General features: G+C 68.1%; 9 protein-coding genes and 2 pseudogenes. 6 read left to right on the top strand and 5 right to left on the bottom strand.

From position 1 onward, the window contains the following. The 3 genes and pseudogenes from FF041_RS39750 to FF041_RS34560 all read right to left on the bottom strand — a co-directional run. A pseudogene (locus tag FF041_RS39750) lies at positions 1-261 on the bottom strand (ISL3 family transposase); the annotation flags it as partial. 279 nt (positions 262-540) lie between these two features. After that, the gene (locus FF041_RS34555; RefSeq protein WP_194292299.1) at positions 541-2,325 is read right to left on the bottom strand and encodes a reverse transcriptase/maturase family protein; all 1,785 of its coding nucleotides are present in this window, start codon (positions 2,323-2,325) and stop codon (positions 541-543) included. Between the two features lie 488 nt (positions 2,326-2,813). Beyond that, on the bottom strand, positions 2,814-3,527 hold the full coding sequence (locus tag FF041_RS34560) for a transposase (protein WP_228388848.1): 714 nt from the start codon (positions 3,525-3,527) through the stop codon (positions 2,814-2,816). A 487-nt stretch (positions 3,528-4,014) separates the two neighbouring features. Between FF041_RS34560 and FF041_RS34565 the strand changes: the two genes are divergently transcribed. Both FF041_RS34565 and FF041_RS34570 read left to right on the top strand, forming a co-directional pair. Then, a complete protein-coding gene (locus tag FF041_RS34565) occupies positions 4,015-4,305 on the top strand; it encodes a hypothetical protein (protein ID WP_153526398.1) in 291 nt (96 codons plus the stop codon). A 30-nt stretch (positions 4,306-4,335) separates the two neighbouring features. After that, positions 4,336-4,602, top strand: coding sequence for a hypothetical protein (locus tag FF041_RS34570; protein WP_153526399.1), 267 nt, complete (start codon positions 4,336-4,338; stop codon positions 4,600-4,602). A 786-nt stretch (positions 4,603-5,388) separates the two neighbouring features. Here FF041_RS34570 and FF041_RS34575 read toward each other — a convergent pair. Next, on the bottom strand, positions 5,389-7,902 hold the full coding sequence (locus FF041_RS34575; protein ID WP_153526400.1) for an SdrD B-like domain-containing protein: 2,514 nt from the start codon (positions 7,900-7,902) through the stop codon (positions 5,389-5,391). Between the two features lie 255 nt (positions 7,903-8,157). On the opposite strand from FF041_RS34575, the gene FF041_RS34580 reads away from it, so the two are divergent. Next, positions 8,158-8,853 (top strand): hypothetical protein, encoded by a 696-nt coding sequence (locus FF041_RS34580; RefSeq protein WP_323393581.1) that lies wholly within the window; start codon positions 8,158-8,160, stop codon positions 8,851-8,853. A gap of 7 nt (positions 8,854-8,860) precedes the next feature. Here the strand turns inward: FF041_RS34580 and FF041_RS34585 are convergent, their stop codons facing one another. Next, positions 8,861-10,195 (bottom strand): right-handed parallel beta-helix repeat-containing protein, encoded by a 1,335-nt coding sequence (locus FF041_RS34585; RefSeq protein ID WP_153526401.1) that lies wholly within the window; start codon positions 10,193-10,195, stop codon positions 8,861-8,863. Positions 10,196-10,282: 87 nt separating this feature from the next. On the opposite strand from FF041_RS34585, the gene FF041_RS34590 reads away from it, so the two are divergent. The 3 genes and pseudogenes from FF041_RS34590 to FF041_RS34600 form a co-directional block, all read left to right on the top strand. Beyond that, positions 10,283-11,440, top strand: a complete 1,158-nt coding sequence (locus tag FF041_RS34590; RefSeq protein ID WP_153526402.1) for a Dyp-type peroxidase — start codon at positions 10,283-10,285, stop codon at positions 11,438-11,440. A gap of 250 nt (positions 11,441-11,690) precedes the next feature. After that, complete coding sequence (locus tag FF041_RS40675; RefSeq protein WP_153526415.1) at positions 11,691-11,897, top strand: transposase; 207 nt, start codon at positions 11,691-11,693, stop codon at positions 11,895-11,897. After that, positions 11,843-12,067: pseudogene (locus tag FF041_RS34600) on the top strand (integrase core domain-containing protein); the annotation flags it as partial. The gene FF041_RS40675 and the pseudogene FF041_RS34600, both read left to right, overlap by 55 nt. Positions 12,068-12,259: the final 192 nt, after the last annotated feature.

The raw sequence follows: 12,259 nt of genomic DNA on the forward strand, positions 1-12,259 counted from the left end.
TTTCACGCGCTGGTAGTGGCCGAGGTAGCCCTTGGTCTGCAGTTCCTCGTGCAGGATCTTCGCGCTGTGCTGTCCCTCGTCCCAGCGTTGTTGCAGGTAGCCGAGGTAGGGGTCCAGGGTGGAAGGCTTGCGGGGCGGGCGGCGGCGCACTACCTCCTGCCAGGTGTGGGCCCGGGCGTACTTACGGACTGTGCGGCGGTCCAGGCCGAGCTCCCGGGCCACGGAACTGTGGCTCCGACCGGAGTGTGTCAGGGCCTGCACGGTCTCGAAAAGCCTTCGGGCGTGGCGCCCGGCTCGCGTGTCCGCGACAGTGTTCCCGGCGGGTTCCCCGGCCGGTGCGGGATCGGTCTCGCCGATCGGGGGCAGTGCTGCGGGCAGGCATCCGCGGTGGGCGGAGGCGATGTCCTGGACCCGGCGGGAGAGGCCCTGCCAGAGGGTACTGGTGGGCCGTCGGCGAGGTGCCTGCTGAGCAGGTCCTTTTCCAACGGCCCCCAGCCCGAACGACGCATGCGGCTTTGACCGCACGTCGCTCTCCAGTGACTATTCCGTGAGTGCTGGGACGGGACGTCTTCCGTGGATGTCCGCGTGACAGCTTCCGCAGACCACAAGGGTTTTGCGGTGTCGTGCGGCCATGAGATCTGCCCACGGTGGCCGGATTCCCGGTCGTCCGAGGTCGGCGAGCTTTGCGACGTGGTGGACTTCCACCTCGTCGATCCGCCCGCAGGACTCGCGCCGTCCGGCGAGGAGCCGGGTGACCAGCTCCTTGCGTTTGGTGTTGACCGGGGCCAGCCGACGGTCGGTGATGACCGTCTTCTTGTCCCGTCGCAGCGGGATCCCTCCGAACCGTCCGACCAGTGGCTTCCTGCCGGTGCGTTCGACGCGGGCCTCGAAGCACTTGCGGGGCCCGTGCGTTGTCTCGATGGTGGCCGCGTACTTGCGGGCCATCGTCGACACCGTCGAGCGGTGCTTGTTGGCGAGCGTCATCAGCATCGAGGTCTCCATGACCCATTGCAGCCGGGCGAGTCGAAAGACGTCGCCGGCCAGCAGGTAGTACTGGACGATGCCGCGGTACTCCGACCCGTAGGTGCTGAGGATGACGTGGTCGTCCTGGTTCAGCAGTTCGGGCCGACGCGCGGGTTTGCCACGCTTCATGTACTGGGCTTGCTTGGCAGATACCACCGAACGGGGGACGCGTAATCTAATGACCCCATTGACGGAGCGTCGTCCGCCGGTGACCTTGCGGTCGTTGTGGTGCACGGTGATGTCGTAGCCGAGAAACCTCGCCGCCTGGGTACGGGCGTGCGTGATGAGCGTCTTTTCTGGCGACAGTTCCAACTTGAGTTCGTCACGCAGGAATTGCGCCAGACGCTGTTTGATTTCCTCGGCTTCTGCCTTTGGTCCGGCGAACCCGAGCAGAGTGTCATCGGCGTAACGCACATACCGAAGCCGCCGGTAGCCGGGATCCTGAGTATCCATGCTGGGCATGCTGCGGAGTTGCTTGCGAAGTTCCCGCATCTCGGTGCGGTCGCCGCGCTTGCGTGCGCGACGCATCGCGTTCCAGACCTTGAAGAAGGCTTGGTTCGGCTGCCTGACTCTCCCACGGGTGTATTCCGGAATCAGAACGTTCTCGACATACTCGTCCAACTTGTGCAGATAGATATTCGACAGGATCGGTGAAACGACCCCGCCTTGCGGACTCCCGCTGTGCGTGGCGTTCCAGATCCAGTCCTCCAGGTATCCGGCCTTGAGTATGTTGTGCACGAGCCGAAGGAACCGGTTGTCGTGGATTCTCTCGCCCAGGATTCGCAGCATGACTGAGTGGTCAAGCCGGTCGAAGCACTGCGCAATGTCACCCTCGACAAGCCAGACCGTTCCCGTCCAGGTATTGGCCACATCGCGCAGCGCGGTGTGGCAGCCTCGGCGGGGACGGAAACCGTGAGAGGAGCGAGAGAACGTGGGCTCGTAATACGCCTCAAGTAGCAGACGGATCACCTCGCCGACGAGCTTGTCACTCCATGGAGGCAGGCCGAGCGGACGCAGTTTCGTGCTGCCCCGCCCTTTCGGGATGTAGACCCTGCGAGCTGGGCTCCACCGGTAGCGCTCGTGGCGCAGCGCGTCGATGACGTGCTCGATCTTGCCCAGGGACATGCCGTCCACGGTCTCCCCAGTGGCTCCGGGCGTCATCGCTCCCTTGTTGGAGTACAGACGTCCGTAAGCCGTGAGATACAACTGCGGGTTGAAGAGCTGTCGATACAGTTCATTGCACGGTAGGCCACGCCTGCCGCGTTCACGGAGGACACCCAGCACCGTTTCGGCACTCTGCATTTCGCATACCTCCAAGTCTTGAGTGTCCGATCACCTGGCCCCCTTCGCCCGATGCGGACGGCTTTCCCGTCCCCCTTGGCCGGTCGTGACTCCGGCGACTACTACGGGGCCTCCGTCGCCATAGGAAGATCTCTTCCCGTAGGCGATCCCATGTTCGTCCTTGTCGTACGTCCTAGCGTGATGTAGGTGCCCCACTCATTCCCTTGAATGCCCTCGCTGGGCATCGCTCCGCACTCCGGAAGTTGCATCGACCATTCCACAAAGTCGTCGCAGGATGCGGCGTCGGTTACGGGCAGATTTCCGACGGATTCGACCTTCAATCTCCTGGGAATTGGGGTTCAGGCAATTCAGCTTTCACCGTGTCACGCGGGTCCCTCGACGCGTCACCTCTACTGCCTGAGAGTGGCCGTCGGTTTCCTGGCATGCTCTGGTCCCGTCACCGTTTCCGGATCGGGTAAGCCATCAGACCCAAGAATCTCCTTCCGAATTCATCCCGACTGGGCCGGGGATACGACAAGGCGCCTCATGGCGCACTGAAAGCGGTCGCTGACCTGCACGGCATCCGGGGCGCCGGCGGTGATGCCCTGTCGGTAGGCGAGGGAGCCGTCGCGGCAGGCGACCTCGACGCCCGGGTGGTCCCGGAGCCAGTGGCTGAGCTGTTCCGCGTCGCGTCCTTCCCAGAGGGTGAGCGGGAGCCGGGTGGTGGCGTCGACCAGGAGGGTTCCGTAGGTGTCGCCGTAGAGCGCGAAGTCGTCCACCCCCAGCACCCGGGGCGTGACCAGCGGCGGGAACGGCACCCGCATCAGCTGGGACAGGACGGTGCACCGCGAGAGCCTGACGTTCAAGATCCGCAGCATCCGGGAGCCGCCCCGCCCGGCCAGCACCACGCCGACGTCCTCCACCAGGCGCTGCAACGGCGGCGTCCGCCGCTGATAGCGCACGGTCAACCCCGGTGTCTGTTCAGCGAAGGTCACCTTCGGGCAGGACGCGTTCTCGCAGTACAGACGGCGTACGGACAAGTCGATGCGCAGAGGCCGGCCTGCGATCGTGACGTCGGCAAGGCTCCGTACATAGCGGCTGTGGCACCACGCACTGAGCTGTCCGCATCCCGTACATTCCGCCGGTTCACCGGATCTCGTACGGGCGCGGACCGCCACCACCGCATCGGAGACATCGACCGAGAGCACCAGAACATCAGACAACTGCGGTAACAGACTCACCAGTTCAACAGAGCACAGTCACAGGCTGCCCACCATGCGGACCGGCCGACCCTGTCACCGAGATGATCTCCGGCTACGAAAATCTTGCCAGAGCCAGAAAAGTCCGTACGCCGACACCCGCCGGGGTACTGCCGGGAGAAACGGCGGCACCGCCGGACCGGCGGGGGCTTCGGCGCCGTGTACCGCGCTGCCCGCAGCCGGGGCGCGTCCGCGAGCCGCTGGAGATGTTCCAGGTCCTCCGGCGACAGGTACAGCGGGATCGGGGCAGTCATCGGTCCTCCGTGTTCCAAGGGGATCGGTCCCCCGCACCCTCGCTCCTCCCGGATGGCCGCGGGGGCGGGCGGCCTGACGCGGCCCGGGAGCCGGCGCGGTGACTTCGGTCCCTGTCCCGCCAGGCGGTCCCTCGCCGAGCAGCAGCAGTACCGGGCGCCGCGGCGGTCCCGGCCGTCACGGCTGGACACCCCTGGCCGTGGCCGGGCTGCTGGTGCTGTTGCTCGTGCTCCTGGCGGTGCGGGTCCGCCGGCGGTTCGGCGGCCGGGCCCGTGAGTTCCCCGTCGGCGAGGGCACGGCGGCGGGCGTCCGCGTCGGCGAGAGTGCGACTGCGAGTCTCGGCGTCGGCGGTGAGTTTAGCGAGGGCAGCGAGGCGTTCCGGGGTGGTCATCCACGTCGCCGGGTCGGTCGTCCGACCCTCCGCGTACTCCTGCGGCATCGCGGCCTGAAGGTGGGTGTGGACGGCGGCGGCCCGCTGGGCGGGGGTTAGGGCAGTGTCCCGGCCGGGATGGTCGACGGCGTGCGGGGCATTCGCCGCCTGGTCGTCGTGGTGAGGGTCGCCAGTATGCGCGGCGGCGGCCGACGCGGTCGCGGCCGGGGCTCCGTCCCGCACGGGGGTTGCGGTGCGGGCGGCGGCGAAGTCGAAGGACTGTCCACCAGCATCGCCGCCGCCGAAGACAAGATCGCCCAGATCGAAGCCCAGCAGGAAAAGAAGCAGTCCCCCGTCTTCCTGGGCCTACCCAGCCTCGCCCAGCTCACCGCCCGCACCAGCGAAGCCGCCAAGTAGCGGCCGCGGGGAATGACCCCCGCGACCGCTCGACCAGCCCTTAGTTCAGAGAAGAGCACGCTTACGTCCGATGCCCACTCCTCGTCGCCTCTCGCCTCTCCCTCAGATCGCCGCTCGGATAAGCGACCTGAAGCGACGCGCTCCACAAGGTAGAGGGCCAGACCATCGTGGTCTACGCGGACAGCACGCCGTGCTGGCGTTCGCATCTGTCGTGCTGCAAGTGCAGACGGCGGAGGTCTTGCAAGCGCAGCAACGGGAAACGGGTGCTGAACCCACTTCGCCCTGTAGCCGTCCTCCCCATGGAGCCGGACCACCGATTGAGCAGCCTCCAAGACGACGTGCCCTAGGAGGCTAAGGGGCTGAGTGGAGGTCCACGAGAGCGTGCCTGCCTGGTCCGGCGCGTCGAAGCTCGTGGACATGTCGGGAAACCGGTAGATCGCAACTTGAACGTCTGAGTTTGTGCGGCGCAGAACCCACCTCACTTCGGCTGGCTCAAGATCGAAGGAGAAGCGCTGGACGGAGGTGCGACCATAGAGCCCTGCGACACCGTGAAGCACGTCTGCAAGAGCGTCCGTGCAGTAGCTCACGAAGTCTTTCCGCTCCGATGCACCGTCCGCGATGCGGCAGGTTGCCCAACCACTACCACTGAGTTCCCAGCTGAACTCAAGCTGACTCATCCCGCCCCCTGCCAGTGAATGTTGTGCTCGGCGGGTCGTTCCGCTGCTGCCGGTGCCGGTCATGCCGACGGGCCGGTGCATCGCACCGGCCCGTCGGGGGTTTCGGGTGTCAGCGGTGCCTGGCGCGCCGCTTACGGCTGACGAGGACGACTGCCGCACCCGCACCGAGCAGCAGGGCGACGAGGGCGAGAACCCCTCCCAGGTCGGACGTACCGGTGCTTGCGAGTGAACCCGATGTCCGGCCGGCCGGTGCCGGGGTGTTGGGCGCCGAGCTCGTCGGCGTCACCGGTGTCGGCGTCGGGGACGGCGTCGGAGTCGGAGACGGGGATGCGGTCGGCGTGGGTGTCGGCGATGCCTCCTGCGGGATGTACACGCCGGCGTCGATCGTGTGATCAACTCCTCCTGGCGTGGCCGGTGCGGTGACCGGGGCGTACCCATTGCACCGTTGGCCGGTGGTCGGCGGGGTCACATTGGAGTCGTGTACCCGGTCGTCATCGACTCGCGGCAGGGTGAACCGCAGGTCGGTGGCGGCCGGCCGGCCCGGCACCTTGCTGGTGTCCGCGGTGCACACATCGAACTGCACGGTGTACTTGGCACCCGGTGTCAGCTCGTACTCCGCGCCGACACCGCCGAAGTAGTACTCGCCGGCGGCATCGGTCGTGGTCGTGGCGACCTTCTCGCCATCGGCGTCCAGCAGGTTGATCGTCGCATCCGGCAGCAGCACCTGCCCGGGGTCCTGGATGCCGTTGTGGTCGCCGTCGTACCACACCACGTTGCCGATCTGGATCGGTGCGTTCGCCGCGGCGTACGCGATGTCGCCGAGGCCACCGGCCTTGCCGAACCCGTTCTGGTTCGGACCGATGAACTGGTAGGCGTTGGCGGCCGGGTCGTTGCCGGGGCCGAGGCCGGTGGCGATGTCGTAGTAGCCGGTTCCGTTGGTGATGACATTGCCGGTCGGGTCCATCTGCGTGGTGACGACCCACTGCTGCTGCGGGATGTAGGCGACCGACCCCAGTGAGGACTCCTGGTGCGGCCCGGGCCGGGTCGCGGAGCCGCCGTTCGGGAAGAAGTCGCCCGGGAAGTACTCGACGACGCCGCTGGGCTGGACCCCGTCAAGGGTCGGGTCCGTGGCGTGGTCGGCGCAGTTTCCGGTGCCTTCCCACTCGTACCCGCCGGTGGGCGTGGCACAGGCCATATTGACGTCGCCGCCGGACATGCCGTTCTGCGGGGTGTTGTTGCCCGGCCTCGGGTCCAGCCCGCCCCAGCTCACGACGTCCATGAACCGGTCACGGAAGCCGAGGATCATCGAGCCGTCGCGGGCGAAGGCCATACTGGCCAGCTCCGGCTGCGGATTGATCATCGCGCCGCTCACGCTGAAGGTGTCCCAGTCCGCCAGGTCGGTGTTCCACGGGTTCCAGTGGTTGACCTGATCGCGGCCGGAGTTGCTGGTGAGCACGCTCCCGCGCTCGGCGGTCAGCGGCTGGGACAGCACGGTGGTGAACCGCTTGCCGTCATAGGTGGCGACGACGGCCTTCAGGTCCGCGCGTCGCTGTGTGCTCTCCGCGCTGCACACCCCTCCGACATACAGGGTGTTGTTGTGGGTGGCCACGCTGAACGGTCGCCAGTCCCCGGCCGACGCACAGCCCGGGTCGGGGATCGGCACGGTCTCCTCGGGCGCCGGGGCCGTGGGCCCGGTCGCGTCGAAACTGACCAGGCTGCGGGTGAGCAGATTCACCGCGTACAGGGTCGAGCCGTCCTCCGACAGGGCCAGGCCGCCGACGCTCTCCTTGCCCGGTACGTCGGTGAACCCGGCGTCTTTGATCAGGTTGTCGGTGTCGTGCGGTGTCTTCGTGGCGCCCGGCACCTTCGCGAACAGCTTCGTGGCGCCCCCGTCGGCCGGCACGGTGTAGATCGCGTCACCGCCGTACGGCCCGTACTCGGTGTACCGCCGGGCGAACGCCGACTGGAACAGCTGCTCGCGGTACCTGTCGTAGGCCAGCCCGTAGGTCGTGCCCACCTGGTCCTGGGTGTTGAGCGCCGTCGGGCATGCCTGCTGGTCGGGACAGTTGCCGCGGGCGTTTGTCCCGAACGCCACCAGTGCCCGGGTGTCCGTCCCGCCGGCACCGCTCTGGATCGGCACGAAGTAGCGGGAATCGGGCAGTGCGTAGTCGGCCGGGTTCCAGACCCCGGTGGTCACCGAGGCGTCCTTGCCGTCCGAGATGTCCACGAACGTGGTGAAGCTGTCGAAGTGGTTCGGCGCGGTCGAGGCGGGCGCCGCCCGCAGATAGTCGCTGTAGGGTGCCGGGACGGTGACATCGACCCGGTACCGGCCGCCGGCCAGCTCGCCCGACGGCGACATGATGACCTTTCCGGTGGCATCCGTGACACCGGTGACGAGATCGCCGGCGGGGTCGGTGACATCGACCTTCATTCCCCGCTGCGGCACGTCCATGGTCGAGTTGATCACGCCGGTGCCGAAGAAGTCCCGCAGCACCTCGACGGTCAGGGTGCCGTCAGAGGTCGAAGCGCCGGCCTGCCCGGCGCCGGTCAGGATCGCGCCTGTGCCGCCCCCCACCAGTAACAGGCCGGACAGCCCCATCCGCACCAGTCCGCGTAATGGCATGGCATTCCTTTACGTTACGTCGTCCTACGCTAACGCCGACTCCGTACATTCCGGGGTGAGCCTACAAGCTGATGGAGCGTCATGTCTGGCAACCACAGAGTTTGAGGGTGCCTCTGCCGAGATCTGTTACAGTCGCGCCGCGTGCGGAGCATCAGAACGCGGAGCATCGACAGCAAGCAGGGTCTCCTGGGGCGCGAGGCAGGCCGGCGCCGCCGGTGGCCGAGGTTACGCTGGGCGGCAGCCGCCGTCATCGGCATCACGGCTGCCGCGGCCACCACCTTCATCCTCCTCGGCGACAGCGGAGGCCCCACCGCCCCGCGGGCGTTGACCTCGGACGAGGTGAGCCGGCTGGCGATCACACGGTTCCTCAACTACCAGGCGGGGGGCAGGGCGGTGACGATCACCGTCCCGAACGCCACCGGCGGGCTGGTCATCACCGGATCCATCGATTACCGCACCCACACCGGTTACGGGGTGGTGCACGGGACCGGGCGCGACACGTCCAGCGACGGGCTGATCCAGTGGACGGCCACCACCGTGCTCGTCCACCCCATGACAGACCCCCCGGCGGCCGCACCGGCGTCGCCGCCCGCGTCCGGTTGGTACAGCCGTCCGCTGCAGAGATCCGGCATGTCCCTGGACACCTCGCTGGCCATCGCGCTCAGCCTCGGCAGCGACCGGCCGGACAACGCCGCACTGCTGCCGCAGAACGGCGCCGCATGGGTCGGGCAGGACCAGGTGCACGGCCATCAGACAGACATCATGAACGGGCCGGACGCCGGCACCAAAGCCAGTACGTCACCGACCGTGCGCTACTGGATCGGCTCGGACGGCACCATGCATCGGGTTCAGGCCAGTATCGCCTCCGCGCCTCAGCCGGTGGTCTTCGACTTCGACACCCGGAAGTACGTCCCCGTCCAGCCGGTACCCGGAGTCACACCGGCGCCGTAGCCGCCGCTCACGAGGTCTGCACCCGCGCACCGGCGGCGAGCAGCGACGGCGACGGCAGCGTGATGTCCGCGATGTCCGGGAGTGCCGGAACGTCCGGCACGACGGTGGCGCCGGTGGTGGCATGCGGGAACTCCGGCTGCGGGCCGGACGCGGCCACGTCGGTGAACGGAATGCCCGCAGGTGCCGTCGGACTCTCCCAACTGCCGGAAGGCGTGGGTGACGTGGCGGGAACCGGGCAGGAAGCGGTGTCCGCGAGCCCTGCGGGCACGGTCTTCCGAAGTACGTTCCCTCGCACACAGTTGCCCTGTCCGCGGGTGGCGGTGGGAAACGTCCAGCCGATGTCGACGCCGTTGGCGGTGAAGGTGTTGTCCGCGATCCGGTTGCGGTCCGCCGTCAGGTCGGCGGTCGCGGTGATCATGAGCCCGGCATTGGTGTTGCGGGTGATCCGGTTGCGGATGAACCGGTTGTCGCTGCCGCCGTCGATACCGATACCGATGCCCCAGCCGCCGTCGGCCTGCTCGGGGGTCTGCTTCTGCTGGTTGTCCGCGATCAGGTTGCCGGCGACGACGGTGTCGCGCTGCGGGAGCAGTTTCTCCTGGTGGTCGGAGTTGGTGGTCAGTCCGACGCGGTTGCCGACCAGACGGTTGCCGACCACATACATGTCGCCGCTGGCGTTGGTGTTCTCGTAACCGACCGCGTTGAGTTCGGAGATGTTGTCCCGCACCACGATCCGACACGGTTTGCACTGGCCGACATAGATCCCCGAGTCCGCCCCGCCCGATGTGTAGGAGTGTTCGATGACACCGTTCTGCGCGGAGAACGCGTAGATTCCGTACAGGCCGTTACGGGTCGCGGTCACATACGAGACCAGGAACGACTTCAGGAAGCTGACGGGTTCATCGCCGGTGTCATAGCCGCCGCTCCCCGGCAGCCCGGCGACCGCCGCCGCCGAACCGGTGACCAGCACCCCGTTCTGCGTGTTCTTCTGCACGGTCAGGTTCTCCACGGCCACTCCGGGCGCCGTGACGACCACTCCGTTCGGCCGCTGCAACTGCCCGTCGATGACCACCTTGTCCCGGGACTCGCCCCGCAGCGTGATGCGAGCCGTGTCGATCTTCACCGACTCGTGGTACACACCCGGAGCCACCAGCACCAGGTCACCGGGCTGGGCCAGGGACACCCCATCCGAGATCGTCGGGGCGTCGCCGGGCACACGGATCGTCACCTGCGCACCCTCCGGCCGTCGGCCCTCGCCCGACCCGTCGTCGCCACCGCTGCAGCCGGCCACCAGCGTCAGTGCGCCCAGTACCCCTGCCATCACGCGAAGAGCTAATCGAGACATGATCCCAGTCTGGCACAGCAGCGAATTACCCGCCGGACTACGGAAGTTGAGCGGCAGACGCGAGGCGGGTGTGGCACCCTACACGTCATGCACCGCGCCGATCGCCACCCGTCACGCCGCGCGTTCCTCGATGTCACCGGTGCCACGGTGGCCGCCGGTCTCATCGCCGGGTGCTCACCGGACTCCGCCCAGCCGGACCGGCCCGCCCCTTCCACGGCGGCCACACCCACGCCGGTTCCGGCGACGGGCCGGCATCAGGCGGGCGTCACGCTTCCCCGGTCGGCCCAGCGCAACCTGCTGGCCGTGGTGGCCGACCTCGGCACCGCTGTGGCGCCCGGCCCCCTGCTGGCCGAACTCGGCGAGGCCATCCGCACCCTCACCGCCGGGTCCGACTCACGGCTGCTGGGCCTGCCCCCGGGCGACCTGACCGTGACCGTCGGCGTGGGTCCGCGGCTGGTGCGGACGGCCGATGCTTCACTGCCCGGCGCGGCCGACCTCCCGCGGTTCTCCCGCGAGCGGATCGCCTCGCAGGCACGCGGCGGTGATCTGCTGATACAGATCTGCGCCAGCGACGCGCTGCTCGTACCGGTCGTCGCCGCCGCGCTCCTGGACCGGGCGGGCGACCGCATCCGCGAACGCTGGCGGCAGTCCGGACGCCGCGGTACGAACGTGTCCGTCGCCAAGGGCCTCACCGCACCGCGCAACCTCCTCGGTTTCATCGACGGCATCGTGGGCCCGCACACGACCGCCGAGCAAGAACGTGATCTGTGGCTGGCCGGGCCCCCTGCGGTCGCCGGTGGAACCCTGGCTGTACTGCGGCGCATGGAACTCGACCTGACACGATTCGCCGCCCTGCCCGTCTCCGAGCAGGAGGCGGTCTTCGGGCGACGCCGGGCCAGCGGCGTACCCCTCTCCGGCGGCACCGTCGCCTCGGGCCCGCAACTCGGCGCCAAGACGCCCGACGGGCGCTATCTTGTCCCTGTGGACGCCCACGTGCGCCGGGCGAACCCCAACGTGGTCGGCGTCGGCCTCATGCTCCGCCGTTCCTACAGCACCGACGAGCCCGCCCCCGGCCTGCTCTTCATCAGCTTCCAGAACGACCTGCGGACCTTCACAGCCACGCTCGCACGCATGGACACCTCCGACGCGCTGCTGCCCTTCACCACCACGACCGCCAGTGCCACCTTCCTGATCCTCCCCGGCTTCGATCAACAGCACCCGCTCGGTTCCCACCTGTTCGGCTGATCCCGCCGTGCCGGGCCCGGTACGAGGCCTGCCGACAGGCCTGCCCGCAGAAGACGGCTCCCCCGCGTGGTCCAAGTGCAATCGCAGCCCTCGGCGCTGGAACCGGATGTCCACCACCGAGCCGACCGGCCCCGGGCGTTACCCCTTGATCGTGGACACCCTGATCATTGGATCGTGAAGATCCGAAGAGCAGGAGTTCCCGTCGGGGACGTCGAAGTACTCGCCTGAGTTCCGGGCCGATGCCGTCGCGCTGCACCACGCCGGCCCGGGTGGGACGTACGCGTCGGTGGCCAAGGGCCTGGGGGTCAACCACGAGACACTCCGCACGTGGGTGCGGGACACCGAGCAGGCGACCCGGCCCGGCGTGGGCGAGGCCGGCGCGATGGAGAAGGAGAACCGGCAGCTGCGGGCACGAGCGCGGACAACGCCGCCGCCGAGTCATTCAACGCGACCATGACACGCGAGACGCTCCAGGGCAGGAAACGGTGGAGCGGGGCCCGTGAGGCCCGGCTCACGGTCTTCCGATGGGCGACCCGCTACAACACCCGACGACGGCACTCCCGCCTCGGCCGGATCAGCCCGATCGCCTACGACCAGCGATCAACTACGGCGGCCACCGCCGCATAACAACCGGTGTCCACGATCAAGGGTGAAGGCCCCTTTGAGGTTCCCCCGTTGCTCGGGAGGCGCTGATCCGCTGGTCAGGATGGGTTGATGGGTGTTCAGGTTCGTTGGTTCGGCTCACGGAGGCGGCCGACGGTTCACTCGCAGCGTCGTCTGGTGGACCCGGCCGACGAGGTCGATGACGATTACGACCGG

This window comes from Streptomyces jumonjinensis, from assembly GCF_009600885.1.
Lineage (GTDB): Bacteria > Actinomycetota > Actinomycetes > Streptomycetales > Streptomycetaceae > Streptomyces > Streptomyces jumonjinensis.

What these genes read in the sequence shown, in the direction of transcription:
- FF041_RS34555 (WP_194292299.1), bottom strand. Translation starts at nt 2,325, where the DNA reads ATGCAGAGTGCCGAAACGGTGCTGGGTGTCCTCCGTGAACGCGGCAGG.
- FF041_RS34575 (WP_153526400.1), bottom strand. Translation starts at nt 7,902, where the DNA reads ATGCCATTACGCGGACTGGTGCGGATGGGGCTGTCCGGCCTGTTACTG.
- FF041_RS34585 (WP_153526401.1), bottom strand. Translation starts at nt 10,195, where the DNA reads ATGTCTCGATTAGCTCTTCGCGTGATGGCAGGGGTACTGGGCGCACTG.
- FF041_RS34590 (WP_153526402.1), top strand. Translation starts at nt 10,283, where the DNA reads ATGCACCGCGCCGATCGCCACCCGTCACGCCGCGCGTTCCTCGATGTC.